The sequence below is a fragment of the uncultured Neptuniibacter sp. genome (assembly GCF_947498015.1).
Lineage (GTDB): Bacteria > Pseudomonadota > Gammaproteobacteria > Pseudomonadales > Balneatricaceae > Neptuniibacter.
Map to the genome: position 1 here is coordinate 101,140 of NZ_CANMIR010000011.1, position 17,618 is coordinate 118,757.

The window sequence follows — 17,618 nt, forward strand, 5'->3', positions numbered from 1 at the left end:
CCTTAATTGCAGCTCTGCAACGGCTTGTTAATCTTAATCTCAGCAATTTTATGGTTATTATTCAGACAGAGTGTCACATCCGCACGGGATGGCATCTCCTCAAGCATATGCCTTGTCAGACGCTCGTAATGCTGAATAAAACGCTGAATCTGTTCTTCATTCATGATTCTAAGGTGCTCTGTAGGCTGCTGCGTGTCATAAATGTATTTAACCCGCTCAGCCAGTTTCTTCTCCTGAAGGGAGCGCCATTCGAACACCGCATCCATACTCGGGACCTTTAACATCACCAGCACTTCAATCATGGAAAAAAGTTCCTGATAGGGCCCTGCAAGCTGTGCATTCACATATTCCCGCCACAACCCTGCTGTGTCCTGCTCACTTTCAAGATCGTTGATCGCTTTCGCCAGCTGTTCAGGCTCCTGAGGATCAGCACCTACACACCACCCTTCAAGTACGATTACATCTGCAGGTCCAATCCACTCCTGCCATACCGCTGCCTGACATCGATCATCGGTAGACTTATCAAAGACCGGAATTTTAGTAATGGTATTTTCATCACTGGCTATCAATGAGTTGAGAATATCAATTCCCAGATCCACATCATGTGTACCCGGCACGCCTCGGGTTCGTAACAGGGGATGGACAGTTTCAGAAAGCTCTCTGCGCTCGTCATAGGTTTTATAAAGATCATCAATCGAGAACCCGACAACCTTAAGCCCAAACCCCTCTGTCAGAATCACCTCCAGCAGATTGAAGAGCGTGGATTTACCTGCCCCCTGGGCACCGTTAATCCCCATCACTAAAGGTCCGCTTTTCTGCTGTTTCTGGCAGGCAAGCCAAGCTCCCAGAGGCACATAGATCGCCTCAAACATATCCACCAGCCCGATATCCACTTTTAAAGATTCCAATGTGGAAGCAAAGGCACGCTCAACTGCTGCAACCGCAGCGGCACGCTCATTATCGCTCAGGCAAAGCTGATGCTGGGGCCAGCGAGTAATCACGCCCATAACTAGTAATCCTGTTTATCTGTTTCGGTGGAGTCGAAGCCACTCCTGAATCTGTTTGATCTGATCGCGCTCCATCAGGGATGGTACATGAGGCGTATCAGGCACTGTTACGAGATCCAGTTTATCGTTTGCCTGCATCTTTCGTACAGTCTCTTCCTGCAAAACATCAGAACTCTCCCCCCAGATAAGCAGCTGCGGGATCTGAATCGCTGACCAAATCGGCCAGAGGTCTATATCTTCTGATGCATTTTCCAGTGTCGCCTGCGCAATCGCTGGATCATAATGCAAGGCGTAGCCCCCCTCGGGCCTTTCTTTACAACCAGATCTGACCAGATGGTGCCACTGCTGATCTGAAAGTTTGCTGAATGAAACATAGGTTTGACGCATGTAAGCTTCAACCTCATCGAGCGTAGCAAACTGCTTATCACCCAGATAGTCTGAAATTCGCTGCAATGCGCTAGAGGGAATAAATGCCCCTATGTCGTTTAATACAAGATGTTTGATGGGGGACCCAGGCAAGGCAGCCAGGCACATCCCAATAATCCCCCCCATTGAGGTACCGACCCAGTCCACTTGATCAACATTGAGTCGCGCCAGCAGAGTGGTTATATCGTTGAGGTACTGAGGAATGGCATAGGGCTGCCCGGAAGGCAGCCAGTCGCTTTCGCCCCGTCCGACAATATCAGGACAGATTACCCGATAATCACGTGACAGTAGTTTCGCGAGTTCATCAAAGTCCCGACTGTTTCTGGCAAGTCCATGTACACAGACCACAACTCGGTCATTATCTGCACTTCCCCACTCATGATAAACCATCCGGTGAAATCCAGTAGCATTTAAACAACGTACGCTATCCGTATGCATGAAACCTCCTGAATTGTGTAATATCAGTAAGTTAGCATGATCCCCAAAAGGCCGCTATCTGCAGGTAAATTTTGTAAAGATATGAAACTGTTGCTGACCCCGTAGATCCGATTCAGCTAATATAGTCGGTATTAAGGATATCCCCTGAGTCATGAGAGTTATAATGAGCGAATCATCAACCAAACAGGTGAACCGGTTAAAATGGATACTTCCGATCGCAATCATCCTGGTGGCGATCCTTGCCTTTACCGCATTAGTAAAAAGCAAACCCCAGGCACCCTCCCGGCCTGTAGCTGAGAAGGTATGGAGTGTACAGACAATCTCTGCAACACCAGGTACTCATCAACCCGCTCTGACACTTTATGGGACCGTCGAATCACCACGTATGACTCGCATGACCGCTGCTGTTACCGCATTTATTCAGTCGGTTGATACCGACGAAGGTAAAACCATTTCGCAAGATCAACTCCTCATAAAACTGGATGATAGAGACGCTCAGCTACAGCTATCACAGCGCCAGGCCGACGTCGATAACTACCTGGCACAGATCGAGGCCGAGAAGGTCCGTTATCAGTCGGACCTGAAATCACAGAAGATTGAGCGCAATTTACAGCAGCTGAGTTTAAAGACTGTCGAGCGTTATAAGAACCTGATCAAACGTAAAGTCGCCAGCCAGGAAAATCTGGACAGTGCACGCCGCGACTATCAGCAACAGACACTCTCCCTGACTCAACGGGAAAGATCGATTGCCGATCACCCTAACCGCCTTCAGCAACTTGAATCGCAATTAAAGCGTGCTCAGAGCCTTCTGGAAGCCGCGCAACTTGATCTTGATCGCACGCAGATAAAGGCTCCGTTTCAGGGACGTATCGCCACCCTTAACGTCTCCCCCGGAGACCGTGTCCGTGCAGGGGACCCGCTTCTCAGTTTATATAGCCTTGAACGCCTTGAGGTACGTGCCCAGGTTCCAAGTCGCATTCTGCCGGAACTCCGTGATCAGGATGGAATGGCGATTAATGCCGTTGGCCTGATCGATAACCGGGCCATCGCATTAAAACTGGATCGGATCGCCGCAGAGGTTAACGCCGGACGTGCCGGGGTTGATGCCCTGTTTAAAATTACACCCAGCAGCTACCACCCGGAGCCTGGAAGAACACTGGAGATTAAAGTTGATCTTCCCCCGGTCAGAGGTGTAATCCCGATACCGCCCGTTGCCCTGTATGGACTGAACCGAGTTTATCGGGTAGTTGATAACACCCTGGAAGCCATTCAGGTGGAACGGTTAGGGGATAGTTACAATGATCAGGGAGAAGCGATCGTCCTGATCCGAAGCACCCGGATTCAACCCGGCGACCGTCTGGTTACAACACAGCTGCCCAACGCGATCTCAGGCTTGAAAGTCAAAGATATCGCTGCCTCTGACAAGGCCCAGACCCATGAATAACTATCAGGGCCCGATGCAGAACCTGACCGCTCTGTTTGCCAGTCACAGGGTCGCTGCGAACCTGTTTATGCTATTGATGATTTTGGCAGGAGTATGGGGACTGAAGAAACTGAACACGCAGTTTTTCCCCTCATTTGAGCTGGACATCATCACGATATCGGTCCCCTGGAGCGGAGCGGCGGCAGAAGATATTGAAACCTCCATCGTCCTGCCGATTGAAGAGGAGCTAAAATCGCTGACCGGCATCGACGCACTCTATTCAACCGCACTCCAAAGCTCCGCATCGATCCGAATTGAGGTCGATCCCGATACCGATGTTGATTTCCTGCTCGACGAAGTGAAGCAGAAAATCGATAACGTACGCGGCGAGCTGCCTTCAGATATTGAGGAGCCTCTGGTTCAACGCATTATCCGCTATGAACAGATCGCCAGCCTGATCCTGAGTAGCAGTAGCGGATCTCTGGAGGAATTACGCTCCTACGCTCAGCGCTTTGAGCAGGAACTGTTGGCAAGGGGTATCAACAAAGTAGATTTTACCGGTTTACCTGACAAGCAGATCCGTATTGAGCTGCCCGCCGCACAGCTCAATGAATTGGACATGACCATGGCACAAGTCGCCAATAGCATCCGCTTGCGGAGCCTCGATCTTCCCGCCGGAACAGCGGCTAAAGGGGATGGATCCCGGCAGATCCGTAGCCTCAATCAGCAGCGAGATGTCGAAGGCTTCCGTCAGTTACCGGTCATCACTGACAATCAGGGGCGACTGATTCGCCTTGGTGATATCGCAGATGTATCGCTCGCCCTAAAAGATAGTCAGGTATTACTCAAGCATAAAGGCAAACCGGCGGTAATGATCCGCTTACGTCGTACAGAAACCCAGGACACACTCAAATCTGCGCAAATCCTGAACGAGTGGCTGGAAGAGGTTAAACCGACCCTCCCTTCAAACATTCAGATGATCACCTACGATGAACGCTGGAAGCCGGTCCAGCAGCGTATCAATCTGTTGTTGAAAAATGGTCTTAGTGGTTTGGTTCTGGTGATCGGGATACTTTTTCTGTTCCTCAACGCCCGTGTTGCGTTCTGGGTCACTGTAGGTATCCCGGTCTCATTCCTGGCTACCCTGGCCGTACTTTATGGCATCGGCGGCACCATCAATATGATCAGTCTCTTCGGTCTGATTATGGCTCTCGGTATTATTGTTGATGATGCGATCGTTGTAGGTGAGGACACTCTCACCCACGTACAGATGGGTGAGCCCGGGCTGCAAGCGGCTATCGGGGGCGCCCACCGCATGCTGCCACCGGTCACTGCATCCTCCCTAACCACAATTGCTGCGTTTCTCCCTCTACTCCTGATCGACGGGCGGATCGGTAATATCCTGATCGATATCCCCACCGTTGTAATTTGTGTCATTCTGGCCTCTCTTGTGGAGTGCTTCCTGATCCTCCCGGGTCATCTTCATCACAGTATTAAAAAGGCCGATGACCTGCATCCTTCCGCTCTGCGGATTCGTCTGGATAATGGATTCAATCGTTTCCGCGATGTCCACTTCCGAGGCTGGGTCAGACTGGCGATCCGTTACCGGGGTGCAACCATCGCCACCGCGTTTGCGGTCTTTATCATCGCCATCGGTCTGATCGCTGGCGGCCGGATTAAATTTACTTTTTTCCCTGCCGTCGAACGGGACACAATGACCGCCAACGTTCAGTTCACCGCAGGTACCGATTCTGATCTTGTCGACCGTTTTATCCAGCATCTGGATGAACAGCTAGAAGCAACAGATAGTGCACTGGGTGGGGGCAATGTTAAAGTTTCCTTCCAACAGCTGCGCAGCGCCGCTTTCTCCCGCACCTCTGCATCTGGAAATCGTGGTGATGAGTTCGGATCACTTCAGGTTGAACTCTACCCCAGTGACGACAGAGAGGTGAGCACAACCGAGCTGAACAGAGCCTGGAGAGAACGTATTACAGTCCCAGCGGGGATTGAGAAGTTCTCAATCGATGTTGCCCGCAGCGGCCCTCCGGGCAAACCGATTGAGGTTAAACTCTCCGGGACCAACATCCATGAGCTTAAACAGGCCTCTCTGGAGCTTCAGGAGAGCTTGAAACCCTATGTTGGCCTGACCAATATTGACGATGACCTTCCCTTCGGAAAATCCCAGCTGATCTACGAACTGACCCCTGCTGGAAAATCAGCCGGAATGACGCTGGACAGCGTTGGCAGACAGCTGCGTGCCGCCTTCGATGGTATTGAGGTGCAAAATTTCTATCACAACCGTGATGAGATCGAAGTGCGTATCCAGCTTCCCAAAGAGGAACGCTATCGCCTTAATGTTATTGAACAGCTACCGGTTGTCCTGCCCGGAGGAGGCACAACCCCTCTCAGCAATATCGTATCATTCCGTGCAAAACAGGGCCTCGACACTCTGACTCGGGTGGATGGGCAGCTTTCGATTAAGGTTACAGCTGATCTTGATGAAAGCGCCGCTAACGCCGATGAAATTATTGCAGATTTGAAATCAGGGAAACTGGAGCAGATCCTAAGCCGTTATGGCGTATCCGCCAGCTTTGAAGGCAAAAACAAGAGCCAGCGAGAGACACTAGCCGATATGAAACTGGGATTGTTACTCGCTTTAACCCTGATATTTATTATCTTAGCTTGGGTCTTTGCCTCTTATAGCTGGCCGATCGCGGTGATGCTGGCAATCCCATTAGGCCTGACCGGCGCCATTCTGGGGCATGGAGTGATGGGCCTTAGCATGACCATACTCTCGCTGTTTGGTTGCTTTGGCTTATCCGGCATCGTCATCAATGACTCCATCGTACTGGTGACGTTTTACAAACAGCTCCGTAAAAAGGGGATGGCGGTTGAAGAGGCGATTGTGGAAGCAGCCTGCCAGCGTCTAAGAGCGGTGCTTCTGACCTCACTGACAACTATTGCGGGATTAACTCCGATTCTGTTTGAAACTTCGCTGCAGGCCCAGTTCCTGATACCGATGGCGGTATCGATCGTCTTTGGTCTGGCTTACGGCACAGTACTGATCCTGCTGTTTGTACCAGCAACCCTGACATACATCGAGGGTGCCCGAGAGAAGCTGGGACTGAAAAGTCTGGATGCCCCTGAGCCAGAGAAACAGATCGGGTAGCCCCTAGTGCAGCTGCTGTTCAATATAGGACTGTAGCTGCTCCTGTGTCTGCAGATCCATACTCAAAACAGAGAGACCATACCGTAAGCAGCGCTGAGATTGCCTTTGTTTGTAGACAACACGGCACAGGCAATGAACCGGCTGATCATTCAGTCCGAAATGCAGATTTACCTCTAAAGGCGCCCCTGTGATCACAGGTTTTAACTCTGCTAAATCAGCGCCCCCCTCGACCAGCATCCCGCCTAAACTGAGATTGATCAGCGAGACATCGACAGATTGCCCATCGCCACTGGATAGTTCTGCGGGGAGTTTCACATGGATCCGAGGATAAATACGTCTTTCAGCGTGCATATGGAAGCCTACACATTACAAATCAAACGGGTGTTAGAACCACTTCCTCATCATAGTTCGATTCGAAGATAAGGACAAATTAAGCTCTACAGCAGCAGATAGCGGCTGCAACTGCACAAGGGACTTAATCCCAGTGCGGTTCTCAGGTATAATTTCTGCCCCTGAAATTCTGCATCTTGTTTTCATTATCCAGCCCTGCACTGGGAGTTTAAGGACCCGTATGAACCGCGATCTAAGTCTGCTACAGCCTTACCCTTTTGAAAAACTGACGGCTCTGAAAGCTGAGGTAACCCCTCCAACAGACCTGGAGCATATCGCGCTGTCTATCGGTGAACCCAAGCACCCGTCACCACCGTTCGTTGCAGAGTGCCTGATTGAGAACATGGACAAGCTGGCAAACTATCCAACGACGAAAGGTTTGCCAGAACTGAGGGAAGCGATCTCTCAATGGTGCACCCGGCGTTTCAAACTGAATGCGGGCACCCTGAGTGGTGAAGATAATGTATTACCGGTCAATGGGACACGCGAAGCGATCTTTGCGTTTACTCAGGCTGCGGTTAACCGTGCTCCGGATGCACTGGTCATCTCACCTAACCCTTTCTACCAGATCTATGAAGGGGCGGCATACCTATCAGGCGCTGAACCCTATTACCTAAACTGCCTGCCGGAAAACGGCTTCATCCCGGATTACGATGCCGTTCCAGAAGAGATCTGGCAGCGCTGCCAGCTACTCTTTCTCTGCTCCCCGAGCAACCCGACAGGTGCTGTCACTGACCTGGATACTTTGAAAAAACTGATCGCGTTATCTGACAAGTACAACTTCATTGTTGCATCAGACGAGTGCTATTCAGAAATTTACCTGAATGAAGACCAGGCCCCAGTTGGCCTTCTGCAAGCCTGTGCAGAGCTTGGACGCGATGATTACAAAAACTGTATTGTGATGCACAGCCTGTCAAAACGTTCCAACCTGCCAGGACTCCGCTCCGGTTTCGTTGCCGGTGATGCTCAACTGCTGAAACCGTTCCTCTCCTACCGCACCTACCATGGATGCTCTATGCCGATTCAGCATCAATTGGCTTCAATTGCGGCATGGAACGATGAGGATCATGTGCTTGATAACCGTGATCAGTATCGCCACAAATTTGATTCTGTGATCCGTATTCTTGAGCCGGTCATGGATGTAAAGCGTCCCGATGCCAGCTTCTATCTCTGGGCCAAAACACCGATCGCCGATGATAAATTTGCTCAGGGGCTGTTTGCTTCTCAGAATGTAACTGTTCTACCTGGCCGTTACCTCTCCCGTGAAACAGATGGTCTGCTGCCGGGAGCCGGGTTTGTTCGTATGGCCCTGGTTGCAACAGTAGATGAGTGTGTGGAAGCGGCAAACCGCATCCGCGCTTACGTAGAATCTCTCTGAACCGGAGCAAGCAGATGATCACTCTCTACGGCATCCCAAACTGCGACACGATAAAAAAGGCCCGTAAGTGGTTGGAGTCGAACCAGATTGAATACCGTTTCCATGATTTTCGTAAAGATGGTCTTGATGCAGAACGGCTGAACAGCTGGGTCGATGAATTGGGCTGGGAGCTGCTGCTGAACAAACGCGGAACAACATGGCGGCAACAACCCGACGAGGTTAAAAATCAGATTGATCAGAGCTCAGCCATTGCGTTGATGCTTGAATACCCAGCCATGATTAAGCGTCCGGTCCTGGATACAGGCGACGTAAGAAAGGTTGGTTTTAAAGATACAGAATATTCCGCCCTGCTTGGTTAAGGGCTTACACAGCATAGAATTTAAGCATTTAAAAATCTGGAGATTAACATGGCAAATTTTGCATTCGGTCTGGGCGTAGGCACAAAGTCCTCTGCTGGTGAACTGCTGGAAGTGTATTACAACGCACCACTGATGAGCGCAGATGATGCGATGGTGAAAGCGGTTGCGGAAAAAGTAGGTTATACCGGTGGTAACGCAGCAATCGAACTCAAGGAATCACAGCTGAAAGATCTTGAAGCTGCGTTCCTCTCAGTCGGTGCAGAAGATCAGGCTGAGATCGTTGAGATTCTGGAAGGCACAAAACAGGCACTGGTATTGTGTATTCTGGAATCTGATGAAGGCCCTACCTCAACAGCGGAAGCCTATCTTAAACTATCCCTGCTTTCTCACCGTCTGGTACAGCCTCACGGCATCAACCTGACCGGTATCTTTGGACTGCTGCCTAACGTAGCCTGGACCAATGAAGGCGCAATCTCTCTGGATGATCTGCCGAAACGTCAGTTAGCTGCACGCGCTCAGGGCCGAATTCTGAGCGTTAACTCTGTAGATAAATTCCCGAAAATGACTGACTTCGTCGTTCCTGCAGGCATCCGTATCGGTGATGCTTCCCGTGTACGTCTGGGCGCACATGTCGGTGAAGGTACTACCGTCATGCACGAAGGCTTTGTTAATTTCAATGCTGGTACTCTGGGTGTTAGCATGGTCGAAGGCCGTATCTCTGCAGGCGTTGTTGTGGGTAACGGATCTGACCTGGGTGGTGGCTGTTCCACAATGGGTACCCTATCCGGTGGTAATGACGTTGTGATCTCTGTAGGTGAAAACTGCCTACTGGGTGCAAACGCAGGTCTGGGTCTGCCGCTGGGCGATCGCTGCACACTGGAAGCAGGTCTTTATGTAACTGCAGGTTCTAAAGTCACTATTCTGGATGACCAGAATAACGAAGTGAGCACTGTCAAAGCCGCAGAGCTGGCAGGTAAGCCAGATCTTCTGTTCCGTCGCAACTCTCAGAATGGTCGCATTGAGGTTAAAACCAACAAATCTGCGATTGAGTTGAACGAAGAGCTACACAAGCATAACTAATCCTTCTGGATTAACTCTGCATGGCGCGCTTTACTGCGCGCCTATCTTTTCAAGCCTACCGGAATTCCATTATGTCTCAGCACCTCTCTGCAACCATTGAACTGGCTAAGGATCTCATCAACCGCCGCTCTGTCACCCCGGAAGATGCAGGTTGCCAGGATCTTATGATCGCTCGTTTAGAAGCCCTGGGTTTTAAAATTGAGCGTTTGCAGTTTGAGGATGTAAAAAATTTCTGGGCACGCCGCGGTGAATCGGGACCTGTTTTCTGCTTTGCTGGTCATACCGATGTCGTCCCTTCGGGCCCTGAGGAGCGCTGGGAGTTCCCACCGTTTGAAGCCACTATCGAACAGGGAATGCTCTGTGGACGTGGCGCTGCAGATATGAAAGGTAGCCTAGCAGCCTTTGTAACAGCACTGGAGCGCTTTATTGAACACCACCCGGACCATGCTGGCTCTATCGCTCTTTTGATTACCAGTGATGAAGAGGGGCCCTGGATCAATGGCACAACGCGCGTGATTGATCATCTGGAAGCTCGCGGAGAGAAGATCAACTGGTGCATCGTGGGAGAACCCTCCAGCACGGAACAGGTCGGTGACGTCATCAAGAACGGTCGCCGCGGTTCACTTGGAGGCTCACTGACCATTCGCGGTATTCAAGGGCATGTTGCCTATCCCCATCTGGTTAAAAACCCGATCCATATGGCTGCACCAGCCCTTGCAGAGCTGGCGGCTGAGGTTTGGGATGAGGGTAATGACTTCTTCCCACCTACGAGTTTCCAGATCTCTAATATCAATGGCGGCACCGGTGTAACCAACGTGGTTCCAGGCCATGTAGACATTATGTTCAACTTCCGCTTTTCCACTGAGGTCACAGCGGATGAACTCAAAAGCCGGGTTCGCGACATTCTGAACAACCATAATCTTGAGTGGGATATTGACTGGACTCTCTCGGGTAATCCCTTCCTGACAGCTGAAGGCGATCTGGTAGAAGCCAGCCAGCAGGCGATTAAAGCGATCACCGGACTGGAAACCGAACTCTCCACCTCGGGCGGCACCTCTGATGGTCGCTTTATTGCTCCGACCGGGGCACAGGTGGTTGAATTAGGGCCCATCAATGCGACCATCCATAAAGTGAATGAGCGTGTCAGCTGTAAAGATCTGGATACCCTATCCGATCTGTACGAAAACATCATGGCACGTCTTCTGACAGAAAGTTAAGGCGACCCTTATGCAGCTGATCTGCCCTGTATGTGCCTCATCTCTTTATCAGCAGGAGAGAAATCTGCGCTGTGAGAACAACCACAGCTTTGATGCTGCACGACAGGGTTACTGGAACCTGCTGCTAGCCCACAAGAAACGCTCTAAAGACCCCGGGGACAATCCAGAAATGGTCCAGGCCCGGCGGGCTTTTCTGTCGCAGGGCCACTACCAGGCACTCTCGAACAGGATCAATGAGCTGGCAACCCAAGCGTGCAAAACGATCGAGGCACCCCGCATTATGGATATGGGGTGCGGTGAGGGTTATTACACCGAGCGCTTAAGTGAGCATTTGAAAACTGCGGGGGTCTGTGCCGATCTCGCAGGTCTCGATATCTCTAAACATGCGGTGAAAGCAGCCTGCAACCGCTCAAAGCAGATCACCTGGCTGGTCGCATCTGGTGCAAATGCGCCTGTTCCAGAGCACTCTCTCGACCTGCAATTGGTTCTGTTCAGCCGCCTGATGCCTGAAGCACTGGCACGTACAATGAAACCCGGCAGCACACTTCTGGTTGCATGGCCCGGCGAGGACCACCTCCGTGAACTCAGAGAGCAGATCTATAGCCAGATACGGGAGAGTCAGTTTGATCCAGCTGAGACGCTCAAAGATTATTTCACTCTCACATCTGTTGAGACCGTCAACACAGATTTTCATCTGAACAGTCCGGAGCAGATCAGCTCTCTACTGGCGATGACTCCGCATGGGCAGCGCCTGAATCAGAGTGCCCGGGATAAGATCTGTGCGCTTAAGACACTGGACCTTACACTGGATGTTAAGCTCGGCCTCTTCACCCGACTATGAACAGCAAAATTAAACAGTGGCTCTATGCCCGTGCTGATAACCCCCGCCAGAATCTGATTCTTCTGGGTATTGGCTTTGTCACGTTTTTTATCGGTTTACTACTTTTGGGCTCAGCAGAATACCTGCTCAAAAGCTCAATCTCTCAAGAGATACTTGCCCTGACCGGCTTGATCATCATCTGCACTGGCATCATACTGGCGGCAATCGGCTATCTAAGCCTCAGCATCCTCCGCATACTCCGTTTTATAAGCGACGATAATCATGACTGACACCCGACACCCCGATATTGAGATCTATGTAAAGAACCGCTCTTTGGATGAGATCCGGGGTTGGCTGGCAACGCACTCAGAAAAGATCGAGGCCCAATCCAGCAAAGGAGGGATTCATGAACTGGATCTCTCTATTGATGGGGTAAAGGTCCCAGTGCTGATCCACGAAAAAGTCGCGGGAAAAGCATGGAGCAGCGTTTGGTTTAAATCAGATCAAAGCCCTTGGGCCAAAGATCTTGATTGCGCTCAGGCAGCGTCCGAAGAGATGGAGACACAGGTTCGCTGTATCGCCTCAGGCTGGGCCGATGGAGATGATCCTGATGAATACTGGAAAGTTGAAGCGGGTGAATCTGAAAAGATTCAGTGGCACACCTGAGTAAGATTTAGGCGGCTTCACTGATCTGCTGGCGGGAGACCTCAATCTCATCGACCATTAACTGACCGGTAGAGATCAGAGCAACCTTGGCATATTCATCTGAGGCCAGCGCGGTCTGACGCGGCGTATGGCTGTGGCTATAGAGGTAGCCATTCACATAGGCAAAGTCACCTACCAAGCCTTCATGTACTGCGTGATTCAAACGCCCTGTCACTTCTGCGTCATGCAGCTCATTCACATCTGGATAAGCACTCTGCGATTCAGGAAGCCGGAACTCACTATCAGAGACCGCAGCAACATGCTCCGGTTTGATCAGTTGTTGATTGGAGTGAATCAGACTCAACAGCATTGAGAATTGCGCACCACTCCCACTCTGAACCGCCTGGCTCAGATTGGAGGTATAACCCTCAATCCGTGTTTGTATCTGTTCGGTACGCATTTTTACTTTAAAATCACCAAATTAGTGTCCCGTTTTTATCGGCATAAGATTAAAATTCTTTACGGATAAATTCATAAAAATCAGGGAGTCACAGATGGGTAGATGGCGCGCTCCACAACCCCGCAGTTCTAAATACATCACAGCAGAGGGCTACAAACGGCTCAATGATGAGTTGAAATACCTCTGGAAGGTTAAACGCCCAGAGATCACCCAATCCGTTAAAGAAGCTGCGGCTCAGGGTGACCGTTCTGAAAATGCCGAATATATCTACGGAAAAAAGCAACTTCGCGAAATTGACCGCCGGGTTCGCTATCTATCCAAACGCCTGGAAGATATGGTGGTAGTTGATCGCGCTCCCGCCCCTGAGAAGCAGGACACCGTTTTCTTCGGAGCCTGGGTCACCCTGCTTGATGAGCAGGAAAGCAGCAAACGCCACCGTATCGTTGGACCCGATGAGATTGATGCGGGTTCGGACTATATCTCCATGGACTCCCCCCTTGCTCGCCTGCTCCTCAAAAAGCAACTGGGTGATGAGGTCTGCCTGGAAAAACCGGATGGCAGCGAGGTCTGGTATGAGATCACTGCAATTGAATATACTCAGTGAGTACGCTTCTGCTCGTACATCTTTCGATCTGCCAGCTCCAGCCAGTGTTCCAGCGGCCTGTTTCTCTTATCAAGCATCACACCACCAATACTGACACTGAGACCTTTACTGTTCATATCCTCACAGATACGCTGGGAGATCATCTCAAGCTGCTCCTGATTTTCAGCAGCAGCCAGAACAACAAACTCGTCGCCCGCCAGACGTGCGGTGATATCATTCTCCCTCACCGCATAACCGATGGAATCAGCCAGCTCGATAAGTGCCTGATCTCCACTGGAATGCCCTTGAACGTCATTAATCTCTTTGAGCCCATCCAGATCCAGATAAAGTAATCCAAGAGTGATACCCGAACGCTTCGCCAGAGCAACATACTGACGTGAAACAGAGTTAAAGCCACGACGGTTATAGAGACCTGTTAGCTCATCAGTCATCGCCATATTGGAGATCAACTGGTATTGGGACAAAATCTCAAGATCAGACTCAATCAATCCCTTTAGCTCCTCCATCAACTCAACATAATCATGACGATAATCCGTAGCATTAAAATCCATCACACAGATGGTCCCGAAAGGATCGCCGGAAGGCCAGTAAAGTGGAAGTCCAAGATAGGAGCAAAAGCCATCATCTCTGACCTCGGGATTTGTTGCCCAGACAGGATCATCAGATGCATCTTTAACGTAGAGTCCAGTGCTTTCTTCTATAATTTTCCTGCAGAAGATATTGGTATCAAGAGGGATGACCGAACCGGCTGAATAGGGGTTAGATTCCTGATCACTGGAAATAACAACCTGGTAACCAAGAGGAGTAAACTGCACAATGAAGCCAGCGGGCGCATCAAAAACCCGAGCCATAACATCGACTGTTTTTTGCCATTTGGACAACGGAATTAATCCATCCGTCTCATCCAAAACCCACTGATCCATTCTTAACATCGTTAACCCCAGCACACCTTATTGAATATAAGACCATGCAGAGCGCCACAAGTTTCTATAGCCCCATATAACAAGCATATAACTTGCTGAGACCCTAGCAAACTCCGCTCTATATCGATACGTTCTAAAGTCATCAGTATGCATTATGAAAAGAGATATGTATGTGTGTGTTTTAGGCGAAAAACACCCCTTCTAATCATAATCGATAATGGCATCTGGCCGTGGAGTACCGGCTAAAACATTCGGCTTCAGCCAGCTTTCAACATTATTAATCAGTACCTTAGGCCCCACCAAATTCAACAAACCATCTCGTATCGCTCTTTTATAACTCAGATCCCCCATCCACAGCTGACACATCACTCTAACTCCAACATTAAAGTAGATATCAACCTCCTTCCCCGGATCATGAATGCAGACCTCAACAACATCATCATTGACCACAATCCACCAATTAGCGTATTCAGCGACATCGGTAAAATTAAAACGGATCACCGTTTCATGGCCGATCAGTTTATCCGGTTGAATAGATCGCTCCAGATAGACCAATAGCAGATCCAGGTCATAATCATCTTCCGCCATATTTGCACGTGCCCAGCGCATCCCCCAGACACCGATCTGTTCAATCACAGACGAGAGCTCTTTACAGGATTCAGTGGCGAAATATTCATATCCACGCTGCCCATGAATCCGTTTTTTCATCACCAGACCATCTCTCTCTAATGAGGCTAAACGCTTCGTTAGAAGGGAGGGTGAGAGCGTCGGCAAACCACGCTGGATCTCATTAAATCGGGAGGAACCACTGAGTAACTCCAACGCAATCAGGAGTGACCATTTTTCACCCAAGACCTCCATCGCCTTCGCTACCGGACAGAACGACCTATACGACACACCACCCTCCATCCATTTTGTGTAGTTGGTTACTTCACTAAGTGTAGTTAATTCCTTCAATTCCAGAAGTAAAAGAGTGACTACTCAATAACTACACTACAACCATAAGAGATCAAACCGGCGATGGTGACCACAATGTGCAAGATACCGATAGATGAGAACAAAGCATTACTACGAACCTGTCTAAGCCAATTTCCCACCGGGGTAGCCGTCGTAACCGCACAGACAGATCAGGGCCAACCCATAGGAATGACAATCAGCAGCTTTAATTCGCTTTCTCTCACCCCCGCATTGATTGCCTGGTGTATCGATTGTCGTAGTGCAAGCTATCGCTATTTCTGTGAGGTAAAAAAATTCGCGATCACTTTTCTGGCAGAGAACCAACAGGAGATCGCAAAACGGTTTGCCACACAGGGCTGTGACAAGTTTGCCGGGCTCAATATCGATCCGACCCAGCCCATAATCATTCCTGGTGGGTCCGCCTGGTTAGAATGCCAGATAGAAAGCACTCTCCTGGTCGGCGATCACCGAATGATTATCGGAAAAGTACTCGCCTGTGAGACTACGGGTAATCAGCCTCTGGTCTTTTGCCAAAGTCAATTTCTCTCCCTGTCACCGAAACAGGGCCATAGAGACAAACAAGCCGCTTAGCTCAACAAATTCATGTGGATCTATCCACAGGGAGACTCACCATGCATGCTATACACAATCAAACTCAACCTGAAGAGAGCAGCACAAACACCTCTGGCGCACCTCTTCTTTCCTGCTTAGAGCAGATCGGCCCCACAATCGCAAAAAATGGAGAGCAGGCAGATCAGAGCGACCGTTTCCCAGCGGAAAACTATCAACTTCTGCGGCAGCACAGGCTTTTTTCGGCTCTTGTTCCAGAGGAGCTAGGGGGACAGGGCTGCAACTTTTCTGAGATGTGCCGCTTCATTCAGGAACTCGCAACATACCACCCCTCCACCGCACTTTCATTTTCTATGCACCAGCACATCATCGCCACCAATCGTTATAACTATACCCACGGCCGCCCAGGACAAGCCGTACTGGAAAAGGTTGCCGCAAATGAACTCGTACTGGTCAGCACCGGAGCGGGAGACTGGCTGGCATCCAACGGCACCATGACAAAGGTTGATGGCGGGTATCGGGTAAACGCGATGAAGCATTTTGCCAGTGGTAGCCCTAGCGGTAATATTCTGGTGACCTCCGCGCCCTATGAGGACTCTGAAGAGGGATGGCAGGTGCTGCACTTTCCACTTCCTCTCAACGCTGAAGGCGTCTCTGTTTTAGATAATTGGGCCCCGCTGGGTATGAGAGGTACAGGTTCAAACAGCGTCAAAATAGCTGATGCTTTTGTTCCCGAAGAAGCCGTAGTGGTCAAGCGGCCGCGTGGCGACTTTCATATGATCTGGAGTGTCGTCCTTCCCGTTGCCCTTCCGCTGATTATGTCCGTCTATCATGGCATTGCCAGATCCGCTGCCCAAAAAGCACGAGAGATAACCGCAGAAAGCACTGATCCTGTCACACCAACCCTGTTAGGAGAGATGGAGAACGCACTCACCACAATTCAGATTGCTGTAGAGGATATGGTTCGCATCAGCGACAATTTTAACTACAGCGCCGATCTGGAAACAGTCAACGAAATGGTGAAACGGAAAACAATGGCGGCTGCAGCCTGTAAAGAGACGACTGCAAAGGCGCTGGAAGCAAGTGGTGGGCTTGGCTTCATGAGAAGCACAGGTATTGAGTCACTCTTCAGGGACTCGATGGCAGCACACTTCCATCCGCTTCAGGAGAAACGACAACTTCTCTTTACCGGCTCCCTAGCTATGGGTAAAGAGCCTCCGAAACAGGCGTTCTGAACGTACACTGAGAACGCCTCAGGCGTATATAGCTACCTGCGAGCTGATCAGTACAAGTTGGAAGGAGCTTACTGCAGACATAAAAAAACCAGCTCGATGGCTGGATTCTTTAAGTGGTGGGTCGTATAGGATTACTATGCCCTTTGGGCCAGCGTCGCAAGCTCCGCTGTTTTCTTCGGGCTACGCCCTTCGAATCGAACCTCCCTTCGGGGACGGTTCTCATCCTATACTCATCGCACTATCGTTCGGACATAAAAAAACCAGCTCGATGGCTGGATTCTTTAAGTGGTGGGTCGTATAGGATTACTATGCCCTTTGGGCCAGCGTCGCCGGCTCCGCTGTTTTCTTCGGGCTACGCCCTTCGAATCGAACCTCCCTTCGGGGACGGTTCTCATCCTATACTCATCGCACTATCGTTCAGGCATAAAAAAACCAGCTCGATGGCTGGATTCTTTAAGTGGTGGGTCGTATAGGATTCGAACCTATGACCAATTGGTTAAAAGCCAACTGCTCTACC

Annotated in this window: 18 protein-coding genes; 12 read left to right on the forward strand and 6 right to left on the reverse strand. The window is 50.3% G+C overall.

The features are described 5' to 3' along the window. Positions 1–2: 2 nt before the first annotated feature. On the reverse strand, positions 3–1,007 hold the full coding sequence (locus Q0882_RS13545) for a hypothetical protein (protein WP_299182733.1): 1,005 nt from the start codon (positions 1,005–1,007) through the stop codon (positions 3–5). Between the two features lie 15 nt (positions 1,008–1,022). Next, positions 1,023–1,871, reverse strand: a complete 849-nt coding sequence (locus Q0882_RS13550; protein ID WP_299182736.1) for an alpha/beta hydrolase — start codon at positions 1,869–1,871, stop codon at positions 1,023–1,025. A gap of 163 nt (positions 1,872–2,034) precedes the next feature. On the opposite strand from Q0882_RS13550, the gene Q0882_RS13555 reads away from it, so the two are divergent. Together Q0882_RS13555 and Q0882_RS13560 are read left to right on the forward strand one after the other, a co-directional pair. Beyond that, positions 2,035–3,315: an HlyD family efflux transporter periplasmic adaptor subunit gene (locus tag Q0882_RS13555; protein WP_299182738.1), complete on the forward strand. Its 1,281-nt coding sequence runs from the start codon at positions 2,035–2,037 to the stop codon at positions 3,313–3,315. Further along, positions 3,308–6,463, forward strand: coding sequence for an efflux RND transporter permease subunit (locus Q0882_RS13560; protein WP_299182741.1), 3,156 nt, complete (start codon positions 3,308–3,310; stop codon positions 6,461–6,463). The genes Q0882_RS13555 and Q0882_RS13560 overlap by 8 nt, the downstream gene beginning before the upstream one ends. Positions 6,464–6,466: 3 nt before the next feature. Here Q0882_RS13560 and Q0882_RS13565 read toward each other — a convergent pair whose 3' ends face one another. Continuing rightward, positions 6,467–6,814 (reverse strand): PilZ domain-containing protein, encoded by a 348-nt coding sequence (locus tag Q0882_RS13565; RefSeq protein ID WP_299182743.1) that lies wholly within the window; start codon positions 6,812–6,814, stop codon positions 6,467–6,469. Positions 6,815–7,034: 220 nt separating this feature from the next. Here Q0882_RS13565 and dapC point away from each other — a divergent pair, with 220 nt between their 5' ends. The 7 genes from dapC to Q0882_RS13600 all read left to right on the forward strand — a co-directional run bounded on the left by dapC (position 7,035) and on the right by Q0882_RS13600 (position 12,373). After that, positions 7,035–8,231: a succinyldiaminopimelate transaminase gene (dapC, locus tag Q0882_RS13570; RefSeq protein ID WP_299182746.1), complete on the forward strand. Its 1,197-nt coding sequence runs from the start codon at positions 7,035–7,037 to the stop codon at positions 8,229–8,231. Positions 8,232–8,245: 14 nt separating this feature from the next. Then, complete coding sequence (locus Q0882_RS13575; protein WP_299182747.1) at positions 8,246–8,590, forward strand: ArsC family reductase; 345 nt, start codon at positions 8,246–8,248, stop codon at positions 8,588–8,590. A 48-nt stretch (positions 8,591–8,638) separates the two neighbouring features. Further along, complete coding sequence (dapD, locus tag Q0882_RS13580; protein ID WP_299182749.1) at positions 8,639–9,670, forward strand: 2,3,4,5-tetrahydropyridine-2,6-dicarboxylate N-succinyltransferase; 1,032 nt, start codon at positions 8,639–8,641, stop codon at positions 9,668–9,670. Between the two features lie 71 nt (positions 9,671–9,741). Further along, positions 9,742–10,887, forward strand: a complete 1,146-nt coding sequence (gene dapE / locus Q0882_RS13585; protein WP_299182751.1) for a succinyl-diaminopimelate desuccinylase — start codon at positions 9,742–9,744, stop codon at positions 10,885–10,887. 10 nt (positions 10,888–10,897) lie between these two features. Continuing rightward, positions 10,898–11,728, forward strand: a complete 831-nt coding sequence (locus Q0882_RS13590) for a putative RNA methyltransferase (RefSeq protein WP_299182754.1) — start codon at positions 10,898–10,900, stop codon at positions 11,726–11,728. Beyond that, the gene (locus tag Q0882_RS13595; protein ID WP_299182756.1) at positions 11,725–11,997 is read left to right on the forward strand and encodes a hypothetical protein; all 273 of its coding nucleotides are present in this window, start codon (positions 11,725–11,727) and stop codon (positions 11,995–11,997) included. The genes Q0882_RS13590 and Q0882_RS13595 overlap by 4 nt, the downstream gene beginning before the upstream one ends. Next, positions 11,990–12,373, forward strand: coding sequence for a hypothetical protein (locus tag Q0882_RS13600; protein WP_299182758.1), 384 nt, complete (start codon positions 11,990–11,992; stop codon positions 12,371–12,373). Before Q0882_RS13595 ends, Q0882_RS13600 begins: the two co-directional genes overlap by 8 nt. Positions 12,374–12,380: 7 nt before the next feature. Here Q0882_RS13600 and Q0882_RS13605 read toward each other — a convergent pair whose 3' ends face one another. After that, positions 12,381–12,812 (reverse strand): hypothetical protein, encoded by a 432-nt coding sequence (locus tag Q0882_RS13605; RefSeq protein WP_299182761.1) that lies wholly within the window; start codon positions 12,810–12,812, stop codon positions 12,381–12,383. A gap of 94 nt (positions 12,813–12,906) precedes the next feature. On the opposite strand from Q0882_RS13605, the gene greB reads away from it, so the two are divergent. After that, positions 12,907–13,416 carry a transcription elongation factor GreB gene (gene greB, locus Q0882_RS13610; RefSeq protein ID WP_299182763.1) on the forward strand — a complete coding sequence of 170 codons (510 nt, stop codon included), beginning with the start codon at positions 12,907–12,909 and terminating at the stop codon, positions 13,414–13,416. On the opposite strand, the gene Q0882_RS13615 is transcribed toward greB, so the two are convergent. Then, entirely contained in the window at positions 13,410–14,348 is a 939-nt protein-coding gene (locus Q0882_RS13615) for a sensor domain-containing diguanylate cyclase (protein WP_299182765.1), read from the reverse strand. The two genes, greB and Q0882_RS13615, sit on opposite strands and share 7 nt — an antisense overlap. A gap of 192 nt (positions 14,349–14,540) precedes the next feature. Next, on the reverse strand, positions 14,541–15,236 hold the full coding sequence (locus Q0882_RS13620; RefSeq protein WP_299182767.1) for a helix-turn-helix domain-containing protein: 696 nt from the start codon (positions 15,234–15,236) through the stop codon (positions 14,541–14,543). 135 nt (positions 15,237–15,371) lie between these two features. Here Q0882_RS13620 and Q0882_RS13625 point away from each other — a divergent pair, with 135 nt between their 5' ends. Both Q0882_RS13625 and Q0882_RS13630 read left to right on the forward strand, forming a co-directional pair. After that, the gene (locus tag Q0882_RS13625; RefSeq protein ID WP_299182769.1) at positions 15,372–15,887 is read left to right on the forward strand and encodes a flavin reductase family protein; all 516 of its coding nucleotides are present in this window, start codon (positions 15,372–15,374) and stop codon (positions 15,885–15,887) included. Positions 15,888–15,928: 41 nt separating this feature from the next. Continuing rightward, entirely contained in the window at positions 15,929–17,101 is a 1,173-nt protein-coding gene (locus tag Q0882_RS13630) for an acyl-CoA dehydrogenase family protein (protein ID WP_299182772.1), read from the forward strand. Positions 17,102–17,618 lie beyond the last annotated feature (517 nt).

Excerpts from the sequence above, each read along its gene's own strand:
- Q0882_RS13565 (WP_299182743.1), bottom strand. The coding sequence starts at position 6,814 with ATGCACGCTGAAAGACGTATTTATCCTCGGATCCATGTGAAACTCCCC.
- Q0882_RS13595 (WP_299182756.1), top strand. The coding sequence starts at position 11,725 with ATGAACAGCAAAATTAAACAGTGGCTCTATGCCCGTGCTGATAACCCC.
- Q0882_RS13560 (WP_299182741.1), top strand. The coding sequence starts at position 3,308 with ATGAATAACTATCAGGGCCCGATGCAGAACCTGACCGCTCTGTTTGCC.
- Q0882_RS13575 (WP_299182747.1), top strand. The coding sequence starts at position 8,246 with ATGATCACTCTCTACGGCATCCCAAACTGCGACACGATAAAAAAGGCC.
- Q0882_RS13545 (WP_299182733.1), bottom strand. The coding sequence starts at position 1,007 with ATGGGCGTGATTACTCGCTGGCCCCAGCATCAGCTTTGCCTGAGCGAT.
- dapC (WP_299182746.1), top strand. The coding sequence starts at position 7,035 with ATGAACCGCGATCTAAGTCTGCTACAGCCTTACCCTTTTGAAAAACTG.
- dapE (WP_299182751.1), top strand. The coding sequence starts at position 9,742 with ATGTCTCAGCACCTCTCTGCAACCATTGAACTGGCTAAGGATCTCATC.
- Q0882_RS13625 (WP_299182769.1), top strand. The coding sequence starts at position 15,372 with ATGTGCAAGATACCGATAGATGAGAACAAAGCATTACTACGAACCTGT.
- Q0882_RS13550 (WP_299182736.1), bottom strand. The coding sequence starts at position 1,871 with ATGCATACGGATAGCGTACGTTGTTTAAATGCTACTGGATTTCACCGG.
- greB (WP_299182763.1), top strand. The coding sequence starts at position 12,907 with ATGGGTAGATGGCGCGCTCCACAACCCCGCAGTTCTAAATACATCACA.
- Q0882_RS13600 (WP_299182758.1), top strand. The coding sequence starts at position 11,990 with ATGACTGACACCCGACACCCCGATATTGAGATCTATGTAAAGAACCGC.
- Q0882_RS13605 (WP_299182761.1), bottom strand. The coding sequence starts at position 12,812 with ATGCGTACCGAACAGATACAAACACGGATTGAGGGTTATACCTCCAAT.
- Q0882_RS13630 (WP_299182772.1), top strand. The coding sequence starts at position 15,929 with ATGCATGCTATACACAATCAAACTCAACCTGAAGAGAGCAGCACAAAC.
- Q0882_RS13615 (WP_299182765.1), bottom strand. The coding sequence starts at position 14,348 with ATGTTAAGAATGGATCAGTGGGTTTTGGATGAGACGGATGGATTAATT.
- Q0882_RS13555 (WP_299182738.1), top strand. The coding sequence starts at position 2,035 with ATGAGCGAATCATCAACCAAACAGGTGAACCGGTTAAAATGGATACTT.
- dapD (WP_299182749.1), top strand. The coding sequence starts at position 8,639 with ATGGCAAATTTTGCATTCGGTCTGGGCGTAGGCACAAAGTCCTCTGCT.
- Q0882_RS13590 (WP_299182754.1), top strand. The coding sequence starts at position 10,898 with ATGCAGCTGATCTGCCCTGTATGTGCCTCATCTCTTTATCAGCAGGAG.